We start from the raw sequence: 21446 nt of genomic DNA, 5'->3' as shown, positions 1-21446 counted from the left end.
TTCCAATTCACACTATTCAGGTAGGAATAATTTAATATGTTGAATATTATACCGCTCTCCCCCACAATAATCAATAAATTATTTCAGATGTCTTTGAATTTTCTAAAAAAAGTGGTAATCTCGTTCATTTTATCGACTAAACGACTTTTTTGCATAAAAAAAAGAGTCCGAGGACTCTTTTTTCAAAGATAATTAATCACCTGCTAAGCCAGATCAACAGTTTGGGATGAGGAGAGTAATGAAAAACCCTCATATCCATTCGCTGCAATCTCATCACATTTTTGTCGGTATACGCCGACTCCGCCTAAATAAATCAAGAATCCACGCGGCTTCCCAGGAATATTTGCACCAGTGTACCATGAGTCAGTTTTTGTAAAGAGCGTGGATTCAGCCACTTCCCGGCAATGCTTACTCCATGCTTCCTCCGCGTCGACATTCGCTTCAATTGTTTCCACACCATGTTTTTGCATATACTCAATACAATCAGTAATCCATTCGACATGCTGCTCAATCGAGACAGGCATGTTACTTAGAACCGAAGGACTTTCCGGTCCAGTAATCATGAACATATTTGGAAACCCAGCGTTGGCGATTCCAAGATAGGTCTTTGTCTGTGCTCCCCCTGCCCATTTCTCCTTCAGTGTGACACCGTCTTTACCTCGAATATCCATTTTCAACAATGGCCCTGTCATTCCATCGTATCCTGTCGCAAAAACAAGTGTGTCCAATTCATACTCCCCGTCTGATGTTCGGAGCCCATTAGGAGTAATTTCCTCAATAGGTGCCTTCTTTACGTCTACTAATGTGACGTTGTCACGGTTATACGTTTCATAATAATTTGTGTCAATGATCGGCCGCTTTGTCCCATAAAAATAGCTTGGCAGGAGTTTTTCGGCTACATTAGGGTCTTCGACGATTTGACAGATTTTGTTCCGGATAAATTCGGCCACAGTTTCGTTGGCTGCTTCATTAATCGTAATATCATAATAAGCGCTAAACAGCCCTAATCCACCTTTCTCCCACGCCTCTTCGTAGACCAGCTCACGCTCCTCGGCGGTGACTTCTAATGCTGATTTAGTAGGTACTGGCACTGGCTGGCCGCCCTGAGATTCACGCATTTGACGTTTGATTTCGCTGAAATTCTCCTTCGTCTTCCGGATGTACTCTGGGTCATACGGATGATTTCGCGCTGGAGCGCAGTACTGTGGTGTCCGCTGAAAGACGGTAAGGTGCTTGGCCTCTTGTGCGATGACTGGGATGGCCTGAACACCAGTTGACCCCGTTCCAATAATCCCTACCCGCTTCCCCTTGAAATCAACTTTTTCATGCGGCCAATGCCCCGTGTGGTACCACTCGCCTTTGAAATTTTGGATTCCTTTAAAGTTTGGAATATTGGCGGCTGATAGACAACCAACACCCGTGATAAAGAACTTGGCTGTTACACTCGTCCCATCATTTAGATAGATCAGCCATCTATTCGACTCTTCGTTATAATGTGCTGCGTTAATCCGTGTCTTAAATTGGATATCACGGCGAAGATCAAACTTAGTCGCGACAAAGTTTAAGTAACGCAGGATCTCTGGCTGCTCGGGATATCTAGAGGTCCAGGTCCATTCCTTATAGAGTTCTTCTGAAAACGTATAGTTATAATAGATGCTTTCTGAGTCACAGCGTGCTCCCGGATAACGGTTCCAATACCATGTACCGCCAACACCATCCCCCGCCTCAAAAACACGGGTAGAGAAACCAGCCTCACGTAAGCGATGAAGCGTATATAACCCCGAAAAACCTGCCCCGACAACAACAGCGTCGTAATTAGCAACATGATTCGATTGTTTCATAGATTTCATCATACTCCTCCTCCAGGATCTAAATTATTCATTAAACCCTGCCAACCCTTTGGTCAATTTCACTTAGAAACTTGGCGAATTTAGAAATAGATCCTTTAATCCGCTCTGGAAATACCGCCATATTTGTAAAATAACCATGCACAAGTCCCTCTTCAATAATTGATTCAACCTTGATCCCTGCTTGCTTTAGGCGTTCAGCATAGGCTAAACCTTCATCTCTTAGGACATCATTTTCTGCAGTAATGACATATGCCGGCGGAAGATTGCTTAAATCGTCTGCCAATAATGGAGCGATGTATTTATTTTTTGTATCCTCTTCATTGTTAATATAGTAGTTGCCAAACCATTTCATTAAGTCTCGATCCAACCCAAACCCCTGTTGAAACTCTTCATATGATTTGGTGTCATATCCTAATGCTGTTACTGGATAAATAAGAACTTGTGCCGCAACCTCTGGACCGTTTTGTTCCTTTGCAATTAACGAAACGACTGCAGAAAGATTCCCACCAGCACTATCACCGCCAACCACTAAGTTGGAAGCGTTTCCATTTAATGCCGCTGCATTTTCACTAACCCACTTTAATGCAGCATAAGAGTCCTCTACAGGGATAGGGAATTTATATTCAGGTGCAAGCCTATAATCCACAGAAACGACTACTCTTCCTGTTTGATTGGCGATCATTCGGCAGCTAGGATCTGCCGTCTCAAGATCACCAATTACCCAGCCGCCGCCATGATAGTAGATAAACAGTGGAAATGGTCCTTGGCCTTCCGGTGTGTAAATCCTAACCTTGATTTCCGCATTATCTGCTACAGGAATCATTCGGTCCTCTACCTTCGCAAGCGGCGCCAACTCTACCTCAACAGGAGGGGCTAAAGCAAACATTTCTCTAACGGTTTGTGCATCTAATGTCTGGATCAATGGCATCTGACTAAAAATTTCTAAATAAGCTTTTGCTTGCGGATCTAAATTGGCCAAAGAACATCTTCCTTTCCTAATGAGGATTTTTTTAACTTTCAAAGAAAAGATTTTCTTAAAAGTCTATCTAAAGAATATAATTTTTTGTATAATTTGAATATTCCTAATTTTAGATGTGTTATATCCCCTAAAAGGAGATGATAATTTGACATCTCAGTATACCTTTCAGCAACAAATTCAAAAATTAGAGGAAGCAACGTGCCATGAAGAACGATTATTTAAAATTCTTGATGTCTACATGGAGCTTTATCCCGTCAGGAATGCCTATTTATTTAGATTTTCCCCGTTAGGCTTCCTTGGTGAAGGTATTATTTTATTGACCGCTGAGGGGTTGGTACATATTGGGGATATTCGGGATGATGTCCGTTCCCTGCCGATTATTTACTCAGCGATTCATGAAAAGAAAGCGAAGTATTGTTCAGGAATTGAGTATTTGAAGCAGACAAGTAGTAAATACATAACATCCTCGAGTGTACATTCGGTTGTGGTTGTCCCTATCTGTTTTCGTTCGGTGATTATTGGTTATATTTGCACGAATGAATTTATAAAAGGATCTAGGATAGATGAAATTCTTCTTTCCTCCTTCACTCATTATGGAAAAGAAGTTGGAAAGTTTCTTGAGAAATCCGAAAGTGTGGAGGATCCACAATTTTTAAGTAAGCGGGAACTTGAAGTGATGCGCAGAATTGCTTGGGGAGAAAGCACAAAGGAAATGGCAGATTTAATGAAAATTAGCGAATTAACAGTCAAACAATATGTAAAAACAGCGATTAAAAAACTTGGCGTTCAAAATCGTTCCCATGCGATTGGCGAACTATTCCGCAGGGGAATTATCACGTAGTTTTTTGAAAGCGCTTTATTAACAATGGTCTTATGCACCCAAATAGGGTGCTTTTTTTATTTAACTGGTGCAAGTGCTCCATCCACGGCATAGTTTTTCGGGTCAATTTCTGTTTGTTGACCTACGACTAGTTTGGCTAGTTCTGCACCAAGATACGGACCGCTCGTTAACCCCGAAGCCCCCAGACCATTGGCTAAATAGATTCCTTCAAATCGTGGCAACGCCCCAAATACAGGCAAAAAGCCTGGGGTGAACGGACGAAAACCAACTCTTGTTTCAAGATATGAGCATTCTGCAAGACCAGGCGCTGTTTCTAGAGCTTTGTTTAATATCTCATGAATTCCACCAGCTGTTATACGCGTGTCAAATCCAGCCTCGTTTTCATGGGTCGACCCAACAACAACTCGGCCATTTTCAAACGTAAGGATGTAATGGTTTTGAGGCGGAATAACCACTGGCCATTGGCCTGTATCCGTCTTGGGTATTTCCAGATGAATGATTTGCGCTTTTTGAGGTTGGACTAAAAACTCCACACCTAATGGCTGCAAAAGCTCGTTAGACCATGCACCGGCGGTCAGAATTACCTGATCTGCAGGATATATTATATCTACAATCTTAATCCCAATGACTTGATTCCCCTGCATCTCTAGGGACGCATTCCCGTGGAGAAGTATAACTCCTTGTTTTGTGGCAGCGCGTATTAATGAATCACGCAATGCCCTTCCATTAACCCGTGCTCCCCCACTCACATGAACAGCCCCATATTCCTCCGATAATGGTGGGAATAGACGCTTTGTTTCAGACGGCGATAGTATCGTAATTTCTCCGATTTCAGGAGCATCTTCGCGACGTTTTTTCGCTCGTTCCGCCATTTGTTCGAGTTTATTCAGATCCGTATGTAAACTGATTGCACCAACCTGTTGGTATCCAGTTTCTCTCTCTCCATCTGCCTCTAGTTGAGCAATTAATTCTGGATAATAACGAGCTCCTCCTTTGGCTAACTGGTACCAAGCTTTGTTACGCCGCTGTGAAAGCCAAGGACAAACAATCCCGGCAGCGGCATCAGTCGCCTGTCCCGAGTCAGCTCGATCAACCAATGTTACATTTGCACCTAATTTCGCAAGATGATAGGCGGTCGATGCACCAAGTATTCCTGCTCCTATTACGATTATTTTCTGCATAACACACCTGTTTCACATTTTTTAAAAAAAGGACTTAATAATTTCTTGTTCATTCTTACATTCGGTACAAGTATATTCTATCTCTAATGCATCCTCACGTACCATATGCTCGGTTTCTTTGCCGCACTTTTCACAATAAAGATTTTTCGGAAATTCAATCATATCATTCATCACTCACTTTCTCAATTAAATGTATACCCAACTATAAGGGTAATATTCCCTACCCTTGGGACACTATTCCCTGTGGTCACCCTCTCGAATTCCTAGTGTACTTTTAATGAAAATAATAATAATCGGTTAAATTATATACGAGCAATGACATATTGCTCAAAAAACTTCGTCGGGAGTGATGTATCATGGCTAGAAACAAACTATTGGTTCCTGGAGCTGACAATGCTTTAGATCAAATGAAACAAGAGATTGCCAACGAGTTTGGAGTTCAACTTGGTGCTGATACGACCGCACGAGCAAACGGTTCAGTCGGCGGCGAAATGACGAAACGTCTTGTTGCTTATGCTGAACAAACCCTCAGAAATCATCAAAATCAATAACGGATGATTTCAATCAAAGGCTGTCCCACGGATTTTGGGACAGCCTTTTTCGATTTTAGATATACAACCATCGCTATTTTACGTTTAATATAGAAGAAAAGGAAGTCAAGGAGGAAATCATGATACAACGAACAGCGATTGTTACAGGGACTTCAAGCGGCTTCGGGATGCTAACTGTGATTGAATTGGCAGCAAAAGGCTTTACAGTGATCGCAACCATGAGGGATATCAATAAATCAGAGTCGTTATTCACTCTTGCTAAAGAAAACAATGTCGAGGATTTGATTCATGTTCAACCGCTTGATGTCACTTCCAGTGATTCCATTCAACATTTTCAAGGGATTCTCAACGAGTACCCAGCTATCGACGTATTAGTAAACAATGCCGGATTTGCCCTTGGGGGTTTTAGCGAGGAGCTTTCAATTGACGAGTTTAGGAGTCAATTCGAAACAAATCTGTTCGGAGTGATTGCTGTCACTAAAGCAGTTTTGCCCTTGATGCGGGCAAGGAAACAGGGCAGAATTATCAATATCAGCAGCATTAGTGGGAGACTAGGATTCCCAGGATTATCTGCTTATGTCGCTTCTAAGCACGCTCTTGAAGGTTATAGCGAAAGCCTGCGACTTGAGTTGAAACCATTTGGGATCGACGTTTCCCTCATTGAACCTGGATCCTATCAAACCAATATTTGGGCAAGTGTGGACGGAATGGAAGTCAATCCTGAGTCCCCATACCTATCCTATATGGAAAGTTTACTACATGAAATTGAGGGCGGTAAGGCCAAGCATGGTAATCCCATCGAGGTTGCCAAGTTGGCAGCAAAAATTGCTTCTCAGCCCCAATCACCAAGCCTTAGGTATCCCATCGGGGCTGGTGTGAAGACGATGTTGAAGCTAAAAAATTTGCTGCCGTGGAAACTATTAGAAGCAATTATTCTCAAGCGACTTAAATCTTAATTATTGGTCGCATCAATCATAACAAGGTTATTTTTTCGAAGGGCTTGTTTATCACGAATCCTTGCAAGTCTTTTCGTTTTTTCTTTTTCATAAAAATAATGAACAAAGAAGTAAGAAATAATCCCAAGAATGATGCCAAAAATCGTCATTCCAATTAACACATGGACACCACCGTGAAGTAAACTGACTACACTGCGGAAATCTCCTTGCATCAACTGTTCAAACGAAAAAGGGGACTTATGCCCTATACTCTCGTTTATAGGATAAATCAGTTTACCGATAGTCTTAGCTAAAGGTAGGAGTAATACTGGTAGAAAGGATAGTTTTCCGATTACATTTCCGATAATCGCCGCTGGCAAGGAACCTCTTGCCATTCGAACCATTGGTAAAAATACGATATAAACAAGGGAAGCTGTTGAAAGAACAATCATTTCTAAGCCAAAACCAATTGCAAATCCCAACGAAACTTTTTTGGCTCCACCTGGAGAACGAAGCAATTTTATAAAATTCAACTTAAATGCTCGTCCAATTCGCTTAAAAAAAGGATACTTTTTGTGTTTAAGGTTCATACGAAGACTTCCTTTTTATATCAGATTTTCGTGACTAAATAGCATCGTGTTTAGGGCGATTTAACTAATACCTTTATCATAACATTAAATAAAGAAAAATTAAGATAATTGTAAGCGAACTCATAAATTACCAAGGATAATTTTCCCACATACCACTTCAATTAAAAAGGAATGATTCTTATTATGCCTTTTTTAATGAAAAAAAAGCCGTGAAAGGTGATAAAAAATCACTATTCACGACTTTTCCTTTAGGATGGGAAAATTCGATCAATTTCTTGAATCTCTTCAGTTGTTAATTGGATCTGTAAGGTTTTTAGATTATGAAGCACTTGGTCTGCTCGCTTTGCACCAGGAATAATTACATCGATGCATGGGCGGTACAGATACCAGGCAAGAATCACTTGGGCAATTTCAGCACCCTTTTCTGATGCAATTTTACGGACCTGTTCAATCTTTTGCAAGTTTTGTTCGAAAACGCCTTCTTTAAACTGTGGTCTTTTACGGTTCTTTTCATTGATATTCGTCTCTCGAGAATACTTACCAGTTAATAATCCAGATGCTAATGGGTAAAAGGGAACGAATGAGATTTGCTGGTCGGTAACGTATGGGAATATTTCCCGTTCTGCACCACGGCTTAGCAGGTTATATTCCCCTTGGTAGACATCAACATAACCATCTTTATTAGCTTCTTTTAGTTGATCAATTGAAAAATTAGATACCCCGATTGCTCTAATTTTTCCTTCATCCTTCAATTGCTTTAAGGCCCCAACAGCTTCGTCCTTCGGTGTATCCTGATCGGGAAAATGGATATAAAATAAATCGATGTAATCGGTTTGAAGCTTTCTTAAACTCTCTTCGACAGCTTGTTTTAAAAAAGCTGGTGAATTATCAAGAACCATTTCATTTCCAATCAATTTATGTGCTGCTTTGGAGGCGATGACTATTTCTGAACGATTTCCGCTTTCCTTCACGACTTCCCCGATGATTTCTTCGGACCGTCCTAAACCATAGACATATGCTGTGTCAAGGAAATTAATCCCATGAGCCAAACCGGTTCGAACTAACTCCCTGCCAGCTTCTTCATCTAAGTTCGGAAAAAGATTATGACCCCCAACGGCATTGGTACCAAGTCCAATTGGATTGACAAATAAATCCGTTTTCCCGATTCGAGTATGTTTAGTCATTAGCGTTCACTCCCTTATTTTACTAATTTGATGATAACAAACGATTAGAAAAGAATACAAAGTTAATGATTTAATTTTTCAAATAAATATTAGAATTTTTCTATGTATAAAAAAGACCATCAGGGATCGATGGTCTTTAAACGCGTTTTGTTCCAATGTATCTTGAATGCCAATATGGGTTATTAGTGCTTGTAATCATGACTCCTTTTGATGAAGAAGCCATAATTATTTTACCATTTCCGATGTACATCCCTACATGTGTCGGTTTACTTGCCTTGGTTGGAGCATAGAACATTAAGTCACCTGGTTGTATATTTGAATATATACGATGTCCGTTCCCATAAAACATTTGTGCCGCTGTACGATTTAAGGTTTTTCCAGCCCTTGCATAGGAATACTTAATAAGACCTGAACAATCAAATCCGCCGGGCGACATTCCACCCCATTGATATGGTACTCCAATATTAGACTTTGCTACCGAAATAGCCTTTGTATGATAATAAGCCGCTTCCGCTTTATCACCCATGTTAGCAAACAAAGAGCCACAAGAAACGATAATGACAAATGCAACGATGAATTTCTTTAGCATAATTGTTACCCCCTAGTGTGATTTGGTAGGTCAAATATACTAGAAAGGTGTAACAGTGACATCTCAGCAATATTACAATATCATTACAAAATTATATTGATATATTTTTTTGCAGATCATCAGTTTTCATTAATAGAGACAAAATAGATAGGTATTTAGGTAAGAATACTATTGTGTAGGAAACGTATGGTGACCGTGAAGGCTGAGAAATCGAGGAAATGGTAATCATACCTGGTGTATGTTACCGGTAAAGGGTGAAAAATTGGGGCAATGGTAATCATACCTAGTGTATGTTCCCCGTGAAGCGTGAAAAATCAGGATAACGGGAATCATTCGTTTTGTATGATTCACGTGCACGTTGAATAATCGGAGGTTATAGAAATCATCGGTAACCAAATTAAATTGACGAGGAGGATTTGATGAAGGTAACAGATGTACTTGTCCATTGTCTAGAAAACGAAGGAGTAGAATATGTGTTCGGAATTGTTGGCACGGAGGTCCTAGACCTCGTTGATTCCCTTTCCAAATCGACACAAATTCAATACATAAATGTCAGGCACGAGCAAGGAGCGGCATTTATGGCAGACGTCTATGGAAGGTTGTCAAACAAAGTTGGTGTATGCTTATCAACGCTCGGACCTGGCGCCGCCAACTTAATAACGGGTATGGCCAGCGCTCGGCTTGACCATTCCCCAGTTGTGGCCATCATTGGTCAGGCAGGTGTGGAACGTCATCATAAGGAATCCCATCAATACCTTGATCTTGTGACGATGTTTGAACCCGCAACAAAATGGAGCACACAAATCAATGAATCCCAAACAGTGCCGGCGAAGGTTCGAAAAGCATTCAAGATGGCAAAAATGGAGAAACCGGGTTCCGTTGCCATTACATTACCAGAAAACTTTTCAAATCAAATGATCGGCGGTAGTCCCTTACCCGTTACATCCTTGCCTGTATGTGTTCCGGCTCAAGAGTCAATTGAAGCTGCAGGTACCCTTATCAAAAAACATCTTAAACCATTTGTCATCGTTGGAAATGGTGTAATCAGGCAAGAGGCAGTCCCAGAACTACTGACCTTTGTCGAAACCCTTCAATGCCCTGTAACCCATAGTTTTATGGCAAAAGGAGTGCTCTCAAAAGAACATCCACTTAATTACTATACCTTTGGTTTTAAGGAAAATGACGAAGTGTTACCTGGATTAAAAGAGGCAGATCTCCTGATTGTCATCGGCTTTGACTTTGTCGAAAAACTGCCTAAAGACTGGAATGTGAAGAAACTTCCTATCTTACATATCGATTCTTTATCTTCAGAAATTAATGACTATTATCCTGTAGAGGTGGAGCTGGTCGGAAACATAAGAAACACCTTGCAACTTTTAAATCAATCCACCCTTCCGACGAAATCATGGCTTCCCTCCTGCGGGCTAAAGGACCAAATTAAAACTGCATATCAAATTGATCAGCTGGTGTCAGGCACTCTTTCCTTTACGATTGAGCAAGTTCTCCACTGCGTTAATTCACATACAACAGAGGATACGATCATGATATCGGATGTAGGGGCACATAAGGTTTCTATTGCGCGAACCTATCAGCCGAAAAAGCCAAATCGGCTTGTTATATCAAATGGGCTTGCTTCCATGGGGATCGCCATTCCTGGTGCCATTGGGGCGAAGCTTGCTTGTCCAGATGACCTAGTTATTTGCATTACCGGGGATGGTGGTGCTTTAATGAATTTTGCAGAAATTGAGACAGCTAAACGACTCGGACTTTCGTTCATAATCATTGTATTAAATGACTCGATGTTAAAACTTGAGGTCCAGCAAATGGACAAAAAGTTCGGAGAAAACTACGGAGTAACGTTCCAAAATCCGAACTTTGTCCAATTGGCCGCTAGTTTCGGAATTAAAGGTATGCGGGCGAGTACGCTTGATGAATTTGAAAACATCTTTAATGAGGCAATGCAGTCTGATGGGGAAATCTTCTTAATCGAGGTTACCTTAGAAAATTGATTTACAATTTCATTCATCCAAAAAAAGCAACTACATCTGTTTCATGTAGTTGCTCGTGTTTTTATTCTTGGTGCCTGACACCCTATTGGGCTTTTGCTTCAATGCGGCGCTGATGTAAAATCGGTTCGGTATATCCGTTTGGCTGATTATATCCTTTAAATACTAAGTCGCAAGCTGCTTGAAAGGCTACAGATTGATCTAAATCTAGAGCCATTGGACGATACGACGGATCTCCCGCGTTTTGTTCGTCGACTACCTTTGCCATTCTCTTTAGGGTTTCCAGTACCTGTTCCTTCGAACAAATCCCATGATGGAGCCAGTTGGCAATATGCTGGCTTGAAATCCGGAGTGTCGCACGGTCTTCCATCAACCCAACGTGATTAATATCCGGTACCTTCGAACAACCAACCCCCATTTCTACCCAGCGAACAACATAGCCTAGGATTCCCTGTGCATTGTTATCAAGCTCTTGCTGAATTTCTTCGGCGGACCAGTTGGTTTGTTCAGCGACAGGTATAGTTAATATCTCATCTCTTAAATCCTCCTGGACACCCTTTGCTAATTCATCCTGCACCTTTGAGACATCCAATTGATGATAATGTAGCGCATGCAGGGTCGCCGCAGTTGGTGAAGGTACCCAAGCCGTTGTCCCGCCTGCTTGCAGATGACCGATTTTTTGCTTGAGCATTTCGGCCATAAGGTCCGGCATTGCCCACATTCCTTTCCCAATCTGTGCACGGCCTTTTAGACCAGCTGCCAGCCCGACAAACACATTGGATTTTTCATAGCTTTGCAGCCATGTAGAGAACTTCATTTCATTTTTCCGGATAACGGCCCCTATTTCCATTGAAGTATGGATTTCATCGCCAGTCCGGTCCAAGAAACCAGTATTAATGAAAACAATTCGTTCCCTTACTTCACCAATGCAATTTTTCAAGTTCAACGACGTTCTTCGCTCTTCATCCATGACCCCAATCTTTAGCGTATTCCGCTCCAGTCCTAGCATATCTTCCACGCGATTAAATGTTTCATTGGCGAAAGCGACTTCTTTAGAACCATGCATTTTTGGTTTAACAATATAAATCGATCCCTTTGCAGAGTTCTGATATGGACCATTGGCCAAAAGAGAATGCTTGGCAATTAAACTAGTAACGACCGTATCCATTAACCCTTCTGGTACCTCGTTTCCATCCTTATCTAGGATAGCAGGATTCTTCATTAAATGACCGACAATACGGACAAACATGAGAGAACGCCCTTTTAGGGCAAATTCCTCACCAGTTGGTGAGATATACGTGCGGTCAGGCTGAAGCGAGCGAGTAATTGTCTTATTATTTTTTGTGAATGCAGTTGTTAAGTCACCTTTCATCAATCCGAGCCAATTGGAGTATACTAGGACCTTATCCTCTGCATCCACGGCGGCAACGGAATCCTCGCAATCCATAATCGTCGTAAGAGCCGACTCTATAAAAATATCTTTAACGCCAGCTCGGTCGGTTTTTCCTATTGGATGGCCAGGGTCGATTTGAATTTCAAAATAGAGACCATTATTTTTCAGTAAAATGGTGGAAGGCTCGCCTGGATTCCCTTGGTAGCCACAGAATTTGGGTTCATCTTGAAGCCCAACGGTCGCGCCATTCCCAAGTAAAACTGCTAATCTCCCATTTTCAATCGAATATTTGACAGCCTCCTTATGAGAAAACTGCTCGAGCGGGATGGTTTGATCAAGGAAGTCTCTTGCAAAAGCAATAACTTTTTCTCCGCGAATCGGATTGTAAGCCCCTGCACGATTAGCACCTTCTTCTTCACTAATCGCATCCGTCCCATATAAGGCATCATAGAGACTTCCCCAGCGGGCATTAGCTGCATTTAGTGCATAGCGGGCATTATCGACAGGAACGACGAGCTGAGGCCCTGCTTTTAAGGCTACTTCTTCATCCACATTTTCCGTGCTGATCTGAAAATCAGAAGTCTCCGGTTCTAAATAGCCGATTTCTTTCAAAAAAGAATGATAATTTTCAAAGTGGAAGGATTTATTGATTCTATGCCAGGTATTGATTTTACGCTGAAGGTCATCTCGTCGATCTAATAATTGGTTATTGATTGGTGTTAAATCAGCAAAGAGTGCTTCAAAATCAGTCCAGAACTGCTCGCGGTCTAAGCCCGTGCCTGGTAATGCGCTGTCGTTAATAAAATGATAAAGTACATCCGCTACTTGAAGATTACCTATTTTTACATAGTTTGACATCTTACCAATTCCCCCTTATGTAGTTTAAACATTACATCGGATCAAAATCTCTGAATCTGCGAATCTCTTTGCTGTTGTCACACCGGCCCTCCCTTCACTTGTTTACCACGGACACAGTTACATTTATTATAAAAAAATGAAACGCTTCCTTTATTATACAATACTTAAATAAAGAAAAAACCTTGCATTGAGCAAAGGTTATTTAAAAATTTTATTAATGAAGTATTATGGCAGCTGCGGCTGCCATTTGATATTAACTTCAGAAAAAATTACTTCACTGAGAGGATTCTGATTTCATTTTCTGCCTCAACCAGCCGCCCGAATCGATAGCCTTCAATGAGAACATGCCTCTCATGATCACTTAGTCGACGCTTCCATTTCGTTTCTAAAAAATAGATGACTTCGTTATAGTACATTTCCGGGTATTCAAAAGGTTTATTCATACATATGTCTCCTTCCTTATCTTAATCACCTCTGCATATCAGTTTTGACAAATTGCAGAGAAATTAAAAATAAGATTTTTATCAACAAATATAGCCATCAACCAAAAAACAATATTAATGGACAGGAATCCTACCACATCCTGTTTATGGGTTATTCATATAGGGTAAATTGAAGAGCAGAAGAATTCGTTTCTTAAAGGAGAAGAAAATGGCGGAGAATAATAACAAAACAAATTACCCTAAAAATCTCTGGTCCGGCTTACTTTTTGGCATAGGACTTGTCGCCTTTATCGATGAAGCAGTTTTTCATCAACTACTGCATTGGCATCATTTTTACGATAAATCCACGACTGGAATCGGACTTGTTTCTGATGGATTTTTTCATGCCTTTAGTTGGTTTGCTACAGTTGGATCCTTATTCATGCTTGCCGACCTTCGCCGCCGAGGTGGTTGGCTGCCAATGAGGTGGTTTGGAGGGTTATTACTGGGTGCAGGTGGATTTCAATTATACGATGGTACCATCCAGCATAAATTAATGGGTCTCCACCAAATTCGCTACGATGTTAATATCGTCCCTTACGACATGGTTTGGTACATTACCTCAGTTTTGATGATAATAATTGGCATTGCTATCCTCGCTCGCTCAAAAGGGAAATCAAGTCAATTAGGAGTTACAACGAATCATGCACCTAAATAATCACATACATGATGGATCTGAGATGGAATTTCATGGATTAAGCGTCCAACTGATTTTATCAGTGCCGTTTTTCATTGCATTAGTCATTTATCTTTACGCAGCCATCCTATCTAAGCGGCGAAAAAGATCATGGCGGTCTTACCGAATTGTCAAGTGGATTACAGGTATTTTCTGTGCATTAGCGGCTATTATTGGGCCGCTTGCTACTCGTTCTCATTCAGATTTCACGGCTCATATGCTCGGCCATCTCCTTCTCGGAATGCTGGCGCCGCTATTACTGGTCTTGGCATCCCCAATGACACTGATTCTTCGTACACTAGACGTGAAGCACGCACGGACTTTATCCCATATTTTAAAAAGTAATCCACTTCGACTAATCACTCATCCGTTAACGGCCTCTTTTCTGAATGTTGGAGGCCTTTGGGTCCTATATACGACCAGCCTTTATCAGACAATGGAACAAAACGAGCTGGTTCAAATTGCGGTTCACCTGCACGTATTTCTAGCAGGCTATCTTTTCACAGGTGCCTTCATTTATGCAGATCCAAACCCACACCGGACGGGTTATATCTATCGTTCATGCGTATTAATAATCGCCTTGGCATGTCACGGCATCCTTTCAAAATATATTTATGCTCATCCCCCTATGGGAGTTCCGATTGACCAAGCCAAAACGGGCGGATTGATCATGTATTATGGCGGCGATGTCATTGATTTGATTCTGATTACGATCCTTTGTTACCAATGGTTCAAGGGAACCCGACCAAGAACGAATAAGGCTTTAAATGTATTGAATAAGTAAAAGACTGTCCCAAGAAATCTTGGGGCAGCCCTATGTTCTTACGTACCTTTCTCGTCACCTATTCTAGTTAAATAATAATTTACTAACTCCGGGTATTCTTTTAACTCTGCTTTCCCCTTTTCCGTTATCACATAGGTTCCTCGTTTGATTCTTTCAAACCAACCATAATAATTTTTCGTAAGAATGGATGAGGTATTTTTCCCTGTTCCTAATTGAATTAGCATCCTAGGGGACAATGGACCCAAACATTCAAGATTACAAGCAATCTGGACACAATTTTCTTTATATGCAGTCATAATCTTGGTCCGATTACTGCCCCCTACATTATAGTCTGCACTGCGGCCGTTAATTTCCTTTATAATAGATTCGAGCCTTAGTTTGTTTTTTCTATACTTAAATGGCGAAGGATCAAATATTATTTCAGCTTTTCCGCGTTTCCCAGGGCTCGAAACAACGATTAATCCCAACTCTAGCTTGCGAATTAAATTGCATTTCTCTGCCCACTTTTTGGAATTCAAACGTTGCTTTGGTTTCGGGATTGCCACATAAACTTTATCTGTAATCCGCTGTCTTTTGGCTGCTTGGACAAGTAAGTCCACACTTAAAGTGAGCTTTAATTCGACTACAACTATCTCTTCATCCTTGACTGCAACAATATCACAGTCCTTCACCTCACCATATACCTCATAACCTTCACGGACAAAATAGGTTTGAATGGGTTTATATAAATCGACTTCTTGCAGTTTTTTTGTTTCCTTCATATTGTATCACCATCCCAATGCAAACCTCTCGAATCATTCTATCAAAATGTAACGCAAATTTTCTTTTAGAAAAAGTATGTTTCACCGGTCAACGAACTTTATATGTAAACCTCTAATAAACTAATCATCAGGGGGTGGATGTAATGAGCTCTGATTTATCATTTTCATTAGAAATGTTAACCCTATATGGCATTGCTTTATTGGGATTTATATTACGAAAAACGGGTATTCTTAACAACCATGCGAATGAAGTCTTAACACAGTTAATCCTCTATGTGACCTTGCCGGCCCTTATTTTGGTTTCCTTGGATATCCCCTTTTCCAATTCGTTGGTGAAAGAATTTATTTGGCTTTCCGTGATGTCCGTCTTCATTCTTACATTTTCCTGTTCCTTAGCTGCCTGGATGCGCAAGCACGCAAAACTTCGGGAAGATCAAAAGAGCGTCTATGAAGGGTTAATTATTTTTGGAAATCAAGGATATATAGGGTATGCAGTCAGTTATATCCTTTTAGGCGAACAAGGAATCCTTTACCTGACCATGTTTAATATGTGTTATTTGATTCTTATTTGGACCTATGGAATTTACCTGTTTAGCAAAAATAAAGAAACGATTAAATGGAGAAAAATTTTCTTCAATCCTGGAATTCTCTCCACATTAACAGGACTAATTCTATTTATTTCCCCGCTAAGTTGGCCTGAAGTGGTATTTAAAGGGCTGGATAGTGTTGGAAAAATGACCATCCCACTTTCAATGATTCTGATTGGTTGTTTAATCGCAAATGTTAGTTACAAAGGCTTTTTCCTGTCGTTAAAAAATCCGTATCTTTGGACATCCGCATTTACCAAACTGATCTTTATCCCACTGTTTTTACTCCCGTTTGCGGCTTTTTCTGTCCCATATCCAGTTCTTGTGATTGCGGTGATTGTTTCAGGGATGCCATCCGCGCCAACCATCTCGCTTTACTCGCAAAAATTTGGGGCGGACACCTTTTTTGCATCTATGGGAACATTATTAACGACATTATTATGTGTCCTAACCGTTCCGCTGCTTTATTTTCTTTGTAAACTATTTTACTAATGTAATTGCAGTTGTTCTCTAACCTTTTTCCCAATATTCATAAATTAATTTTTGAAATAATTCATTTAAACTTTTCTTTTTATGTTTTTTAATCCATTCGACCTGGTCGATTGGTAAATTTAGTTTAATACTAACGTCCTCATTGGGCATTTCGATTTTTCTTATTTCTTCTATTGTAATGCCCTCTTCTATATTCGGAAACCAAGCATCATTTTCGCCAACCCGAGTGAACCCTTCGTAGTCATGAATATCATCGAGTTCACAGAATAAATTTATTTGAGGTAATCCGCCAGTCAATATTTTCACATGCATGATGGAATTGATCGTTCTACCATCCTCTAATTCTATCTCGACAATGACGTTTTCAAGGGTCTTATATTTTTTTACAACAATCTCACTAACAATTAAATCCAATTCTAGGGTAAAGCCGGAGCTCGATTCAAAGATGTAGATCCCGTTTCGAAAAACATGGATACTTTCACCATCGATTGTAACTGATTTTACAACTACCATAAACCTATCCTCCATACATTTGTATAAATCATTCTGACCTAAAATTCACTCTTTAAATTTACCATAGTAATGTGATCTGTTGTATTTTTCCTATAAACTTTTGAAAAACAATAATTTTTATATCAATGGGGAATAATAAAAGTGGCAATTTATTGGAAAGAGGTGCTTTTGTAAATGAATCAAGATTATTCTATTGATCCTAATCAAATGCCTAAATTCACTAGTCATGAGGAAGCAAGAGAGTGGTTTAAAGGGCAATTTGGGGATCGATTTTTACTGAGAATGACTGATATGAAAGATGGAAGAAGAGTCAATTTCTACCATCTCGTCAAAGATCCTGAAGTGTACAAGCCATACATGGAGAGCTTTGCAAGCGTTGTTCCGCATGAAATCACCAATATTGACACCTTTAAAAGCTATACAACCATCGAAATTGATGAAGATGGAAATGTTGATATTAAGGATTAAAAAAATAGGGGGCACGGAACTAGTGGCTTAAAAGTAACAGGCTGCTCCTACATGGTTACCATGTATAACCTGTAGCAGCCTCCTTTTTTAAGCCCTATTTCCTATTTTCTGCTTCTGCAAAAACAAATAAATCCCGATAATATTGATGCACTAGAATAATAGGTATTTCTTTATTCCTTAGTAACTCTAAGGTGTTCCTGTTTAAATGGCACCCATCACAAATTTTTTTCCACGCTGGAGTCAGCCAGTTCTGAAGTGAGGATAGGAACCGATTTTGCATTTTAACATGCTCAAATAGAAGGATCTTCCCACCTGGTTTACAAACACGTTTCATTTCGATAATGGCTTTTTCCGGATTGGGAATAGTGCAAAATACAAGTGTCGCCACAACGGTGTCAAAAGAATCCGTAGCAAAGGGCAGTTCTTCTGCACTTGCCTGTACGATTTCAATGGGGACAACTGCTTGCCCGTGTTTAGTTAATGATCGCTCAATCATGTGCTGACTCGGTTCTATCGCAGTTACTATAACATCTTCCTTATATAAAGGAAAATTAATCCCAGTACCCGACCCTAATTCAAGAACGCTCCCCGTTGCCTTCGCTAGGAGTTCCTCACGAATTCTCTTAAACTTCTTTTTCTCCAACGGTTTCATAAAAAAATCATACCAATTGGCAAATAATTGACTCAAAATTCTCCACTCCAAACAAGTTTATAAAGTTTACATAACACTTTTACAAGTAACTAATTTTGTTATTTTGTCATCATTCCCTCTGACAAAATATGGTTTGCCGGCCTGCCGATTCATTTTCTTCAAAAAAATGAATCGTCCAATCTCCAAATTCAGCCAATAACTCATTGGGGAGAAGTTTATATTGACTAGACACTCCTTGATTTTCGGTTCCCGGTGATTGGTAGAAGGTCTCCATAAAAAAATATCCTCCCTCTTTAACTACGCTTTTAACAATCGGGAAAAGTGAACGATCAAGGTAATAGGAAATAACAATAATATCATAAGTATGGTTGGTCCAGTTAGGATTATTCAAATCAGTTAGATCACAAACTTCTGCTTGAATTTTGAGATGATTCTGTGCAGCACGTTCCTTAATAAAGTCAATCGCAACATCCGAAATATCAACAGCCTGAACGTGATAATTCATACACGCAAGGAACAAACTGTTCCCTCCAAGGCCACACGCAAGATCAAGTGCAGTACCTCCATTTAGATACCCTGAAAAGTTTTCTAGTCTTGGATTTGGTATAGGGTCTTTTAAGTCAATCATCCGTTCTTTATATTTATTATTCCATTTCGTTTTACTGTCCATTTGAAACCTCCTTAACACTTCGATATGAACCTAAACCTACATTATCAAAGTGGAATTGTCCATTTAGATTCAGATACACATGAATAAAATTTTTATTTTGTTACATTCCAATATTAGTTAATTGTGTCTGATATAATGAAAGTATCTAAAGTAAACTGAAAAATCAATAAAGGAGGGCAAAATGAGAAGTTATATTATTAATCGCTTATTAAAACCAAAATATATAAAAATCATTAAGGCTGAAGGGTATCCTTTTACAATAAAGATTAAAAATATAAATATACTTTATGAACAAATGAACAACTATAAAGACACAAAAAATATCCTTTGTCCTTCCAAACCGATTTTAATAGACAATCATGCGCTCAAACGATGGAACGAAAGAGTTGGCCCGATCATCTGTCTAGACTCTTTGCAAAAATCATTGGAAATCATTTTTCGAAATTGTTCTTATCGAATTGACCAGTTAGCACATGGCATTGGGTCCATTGATAATGATATAGTCTTTACTTACGAAAACACGGAAAAATTATTTAGAATTACCACTTTCTATGGACGGAAGAACCTGCATCCTAGTCTAAATCAGGTCCAGAACCTAAGAAGATATAATTTATATAGCAATGAATATGTTAATCTAGCACTTACCACAGAAGAAATTTGTAGGCAGTATTTTCCGCTAATCCCCAAAGAAATGATTCATTTCCAAGGTAGGATCACTTCCTACATTCTCGAAAAGTATCTGATTTCCAATCGGAAACTCCCCTGTTTTCTTTGCTATAGCAAGGACAATAAAAGTAATGACTATTATTCCTTTGTGATTGACTTAGAAAACCCAGAAGAAATGATGATCCCCAATAATGTTTTGTACCTTTTAAACAAGCTTGGTTACAGTGATTTCATCTTAAAATACTTTTCATATCACAATCCTGAAAAATTAGATAGGGCAAGAAGCAAAGCACTCGACTATTATATGACATCAATGCATAATGGGATATTTTTTCATTAAAACAGGTCGCCAACATGAATTGGCGACCAACTTTATTATTGATTATTTAATTGGCTGCATTAATGTTGCTTCATACTCCGTTAATGCTTCATCAAACATCCGGAGACCCTCATCAATTTGTTCCTTGGTGACGACTAGTGGTGGAATCATTCGAATGACTTCTCCATGATTTCCGCAAAGGTAGAATAGTACCCCCTTTTCAAGAGCAAGATCAAGAATTTTTAACAATCCTTCTCCATTCGGTCCACCTGTCACTGGGTCAATGATTTCAATTCCAATCATTAAGCCCACCGCGCGGATGCTTCCTATAACAGGGTGTCGTTCCTTGATTTTTTCGAGTTCCTGAACAGCATAACTCCCCATATTTCTAGTGTTTTCAAGAAGGTTTTCTTCTTTCATCACTTCCAAGGTAGCCAGTGCAACAGAACAAGCAATCGGATTACCCCCAAAAGTCGTTCCGTGGCTTCCGAGCGGCCATTGTTTCATTAATTCAGCGGAAGCAACCGTTGCGCTAAGCGGCAAGCCATTGGAAATTCCTTTAGCGATGGCCATAATATCAGGAGTAACATCAAAGGTTTGAGCTGCGAACCATTGACCGGTACGGCCAAATCCGGTTTGAACTTCATCAAATATTAGTAAAATATTATGGCGGTCACAAATTTCTCGAACTTTCTTTAACCAGCCCTTCGGCGGAACAACATAACCGCCTTCACCGAGCACCGGTTCTAAAATAACACAGGCTACCTCTTCCGGTGTTACTTGATGACTAAATAATGACGCGAAATCTTTTTCTAATTTCTCAATCACATACGTCTCTGGATCCATACCTTCTGGACTCTCTTTAACATTCGCATAGGGTACTTGATAGGTAAGACCAGATGGCTGGATGAATTTCCGATATTTGCTTTTCGATGTAGTCACACTTAATGCACCTAACGAACGACCATGAAAACAACCGGTAAAGGAAATAACATACGGGCGTTTGGTTACATATTTTGCTAGTTTAAGTGCTCCTTCGATAGCTTCTGTCCCACTATTGGCAAAGAAAAAGCAATCAAGTTCTCCTGGTAAAATTTCGGCGAGTTCATCGGCCAATCGTAAAATGGACTCATACATAATTACCCCAGAAGGACCATGCATCAATCCATCGGCAGCATCCTTAATTGCTTGGACTACCTTAGGGTGACGGTGTCCAACATTTGTTACCGCAATTCCAGAGGTAAAATCAAGATATTTCTTTCCATCCACTCCAAAATAATAACAGCCTTCCTCTTTCACCACCGGTAGATTTGGATGATCCTTTGCCATGCTTGGTGCCAGTCGATTTGGCATATTTTTCACGAGGTGATCCCATTTGTTATCCATACTTTGACCTCCGTATTCAAATTCCTTAACTCT

At 40.0% G+C, this 21446-nt stretch carries 23 protein-coding genes; 9 read left to right on the top strand and 14 right to left on the bottom strand.

Features of this window, described 5'->3' with window-relative positions:
* Positions 1-203 precede the first annotated feature (203 nt).
* Both COJ96_RS05210 and COJ96_RS05205 read right to left on the bottom strand, forming a co-directional pair.
* Positions 204-1853, bottom strand: coding sequence for a flavin-containing monooxygenase (locus COJ96_RS05210; protein ID WP_098571911.1), 1650 nt, complete (start codon positions 1851-1853; stop codon positions 204-206).
* A 28-nt stretch (positions 1854-1881) separates the two neighbouring features.
* Complete coding sequence (locus COJ96_RS05205; protein WP_257148436.1) at positions 1882-2829, bottom strand: alpha/beta hydrolase; 948 nt, start codon at positions 2827-2829, stop codon at positions 1882-1884.
* A gap of 145 nt (positions 2830-2974) precedes the next feature.
* Between COJ96_RS05205 and COJ96_RS05200 the strand changes: the two genes are divergently transcribed.
* On the top strand, positions 2975-3670 hold the full coding sequence (locus COJ96_RS05200; protein WP_098571910.1) for a response regulator transcription factor: 696 nt from the start codon (positions 2975-2977) through the stop codon (positions 3668-3670).
* A gap of 56 nt (positions 3671-3726) precedes the next feature.
* On the opposite strand, the gene COJ96_RS05195 is transcribed toward COJ96_RS05200, so the two are convergent.
* Together COJ96_RS05195 and COJ96_RS28460 are read right to left on the bottom strand one after the other, a co-directional pair.
* On the bottom strand, positions 3727-4851 hold the full coding sequence (locus tag COJ96_RS05195) for an NAD(P)/FAD-dependent oxidoreductase (protein ID WP_098571909.1): 1125 nt from the start codon (positions 4849-4851) through the stop codon (positions 3727-3729).
* A 21-nt stretch (positions 4852-4872) separates the two neighbouring features.
* Positions 4873-5022: a hypothetical protein gene (locus COJ96_RS28460; RefSeq protein ID WP_180229976.1), complete on the bottom strand. Its 150-nt coding sequence runs from the start codon at positions 5020-5022 to the stop codon at positions 4873-4875.
* A gap of 185 nt (positions 5023-5207) precedes the next feature.
* On the opposite strand from COJ96_RS28460, the gene COJ96_RS05190 reads away from it, so the two are divergent.
* Both COJ96_RS05190 and COJ96_RS05185 read left to right on the top strand, forming a co-directional pair.
* Entirely contained in the window at positions 5208-5402 is a 195-nt protein-coding gene (locus tag COJ96_RS05190; RefSeq protein WP_098571908.1) for an alpha/beta-type small acid-soluble spore protein, read from the top strand.
* Between the two features lie 119 nt (positions 5403-5521).
* Positions 5522-6358: an SDR family oxidoreductase gene (locus COJ96_RS05185; RefSeq protein WP_098571907.1), complete on the top strand. Its 837-nt coding sequence runs from the start codon at positions 5522-5524 to the stop codon at positions 6356-6358.
* Here the strand turns inward: COJ96_RS05185 and COJ96_RS05180 are convergent.
* The 3 genes from COJ96_RS05180 to COJ96_RS05170 form a co-directional block, all read right to left on the bottom strand.
* A complete protein-coding gene (locus tag COJ96_RS05180) occupies positions 6355-6927 on the bottom strand; it encodes a DUF2062 domain-containing protein (protein ID WP_098571906.1) in 573 nt (190 codons plus the stop codon). The two genes, COJ96_RS05185 and COJ96_RS05180, sit on opposite strands and share 4 nt — an antisense overlap.
* Before the next feature lie 248 nt (positions 6928-7175).
* A complete protein-coding gene (locus tag COJ96_RS05175; protein ID WP_098571905.1) occupies positions 7176-8111 on the bottom strand; it encodes an aldo/keto reductase in 936 nt (311 codons plus the stop codon).
* A gap of 136 nt (positions 8112-8247) precedes the next feature.
* Positions 8248-8700, bottom strand: a complete 453-nt coding sequence (locus COJ96_RS05170) for a C40 family peptidase (protein ID WP_098571904.1) — start codon at positions 8698-8700, stop codon at positions 8248-8250.
* Positions 8701-9119: 419 nt separating this feature from the next.
* On the opposite strand from COJ96_RS05170, the gene COJ96_RS05165 reads away from it, so the two are divergent.
* Entirely contained in the window at positions 9120-10709 is a 1590-nt protein-coding gene (locus tag COJ96_RS05165) for an acetolactate synthase large subunit (protein ID WP_098571903.1), read from the top strand.
* An 82-nt stretch (positions 10710-10791) separates the two neighbouring features.
* Here the strand turns inward: COJ96_RS05165 and COJ96_RS05160 are convergent, their stop codons facing one another.
* Positions 10792-12957, bottom strand: coding sequence for a malate synthase G (locus tag COJ96_RS05160; RefSeq protein ID WP_098571902.1), 2166 nt, complete (start codon positions 12955-12957; stop codon positions 10792-10794).
* Between the two features lie 269 nt (positions 12958-13226).
* Positions 13227-13400 carry a hypothetical protein gene (locus tag COJ96_RS28455; protein WP_180229986.1) on the bottom strand — a complete coding sequence of 58 codons (174 nt, stop codon included), beginning with the start codon at positions 13398-13400 and terminating at the stop codon, positions 13227-13229.
* 208 nt (positions 13401-13608) lie between these two features.
* On the opposite strand from COJ96_RS28455, the gene COJ96_RS05155 reads away from it, so the two are divergent.
* Together COJ96_RS05155 and COJ96_RS05150 are read left to right on the top strand one after the other, a co-directional pair.
* Positions 13609-14097, top strand: a complete 489-nt coding sequence (locus COJ96_RS05155; RefSeq protein ID WP_098571901.1) for a DUF2243 domain-containing protein — start codon at positions 13609-13611, stop codon at positions 14095-14097.
* Positions 14084-14899, top strand: coding sequence for a cytochrome c oxidase assembly protein (locus tag COJ96_RS05150; RefSeq protein WP_098571900.1), 816 nt, complete (start codon positions 14084-14086; stop codon positions 14897-14899). The genes COJ96_RS05155 and COJ96_RS05150 overlap by 14 nt, the downstream gene beginning before the upstream one ends.
* Before the next feature lie 38 nt (positions 14900-14937).
* On the opposite strand, the gene COJ96_RS05145 is transcribed toward COJ96_RS05150, so the two are convergent.
* The gene (locus tag COJ96_RS05145; protein ID WP_098571899.1) at positions 14938-15660 is read right to left on the bottom strand and encodes a DUF2161 domain-containing phosphodiesterase; all 723 of its coding nucleotides are present in this window, start codon (positions 15658-15660) and stop codon (positions 14938-14940) included.
* A 143-nt stretch (positions 15661-15803) separates the two neighbouring features.
* On the opposite strand from COJ96_RS05145, the gene COJ96_RS05140 reads away from it, so the two are divergent.
* Positions 15804-16739 (top strand): AEC family transporter, encoded by a 936-nt coding sequence (locus COJ96_RS05140; protein ID WP_098571898.1) that lies wholly within the window; start codon positions 15804-15806, stop codon positions 16737-16739.
* Between the two features lie 18 nt (positions 16740-16757).
* On the opposite strand, the gene COJ96_RS05135 is transcribed toward COJ96_RS05140, so the two are convergent.
* The gene (locus tag COJ96_RS05135; protein ID WP_098571897.1) at positions 16758-17252 is read right to left on the bottom strand and encodes a hypothetical protein; all 495 of its coding nucleotides are present in this window, start codon (positions 17250-17252) and stop codon (positions 16758-16760) included.
* Between the two features lie 174 nt (positions 17253-17426).
* Here COJ96_RS05135 and COJ96_RS05130 point away from each other — a divergent pair, with 174 nt between their 5' ends.
* A complete protein-coding gene (locus COJ96_RS05130; RefSeq protein WP_098571896.1) occupies positions 17427-17720 on the top strand; it encodes a hypothetical protein in 294 nt (97 codons plus the stop codon).
* Between the two features lie 94 nt (positions 17721-17814).
* Here COJ96_RS05130 and COJ96_RS05125 read toward each other — a convergent pair whose 3' ends face one another.
* Both COJ96_RS05125 and COJ96_RS05120 read right to left on the bottom strand, forming a co-directional pair.
* Positions 17815-18408 carry a class I SAM-dependent methyltransferase gene (locus tag COJ96_RS05125; protein WP_098571895.1) on the bottom strand — a complete coding sequence of 198 codons (594 nt, stop codon included), beginning with the start codon at positions 18406-18408 and terminating at the stop codon, positions 17815-17817.
* A gap of 73 nt (positions 18409-18481) precedes the next feature.
* The gene (locus COJ96_RS05120) at positions 18482-19042 is read right to left on the bottom strand and encodes a class I SAM-dependent methyltransferase (RefSeq protein WP_098571894.1); all 561 of its coding nucleotides are present in this window, start codon (positions 19040-19042) and stop codon (positions 18482-18484) included.
* Positions 19043-19223: 181 nt separating this feature from the next.
* Here COJ96_RS05120 and COJ96_RS05115 point away from each other — a divergent pair, with 181 nt between their 5' ends.
* Positions 19224-20048 carry a hypothetical protein gene (locus tag COJ96_RS05115; RefSeq protein ID WP_098571893.1) on the top strand — a complete coding sequence of 275 codons (825 nt, stop codon included), beginning with the start codon at positions 19224-19226 and terminating at the stop codon, positions 20046-20048.
* Positions 20049-20090: 42 nt separating this feature from the next.
* On the opposite strand, the gene COJ96_RS05110 is transcribed toward COJ96_RS05115, so the two are convergent.
* Complete coding sequence (locus COJ96_RS05110) at positions 20091-21413, bottom strand: aspartate aminotransferase family protein (protein WP_098571892.1); 1323 nt, start codon at positions 21411-21413, stop codon at positions 20091-20093.
* Positions 21414-21446: the final 33 nt, after the last annotated feature.

This window comes from Bacillus sp. AFS073361 (assembly GCF_002567005.1).
Lineage (GTDB): Bacteria > Bacillota > Bacilli > Bacillales > Cytobacillaceae > Neobacillus.
This window is presented reverse-complemented; position numbering and strand designations above follow the sequence as displayed.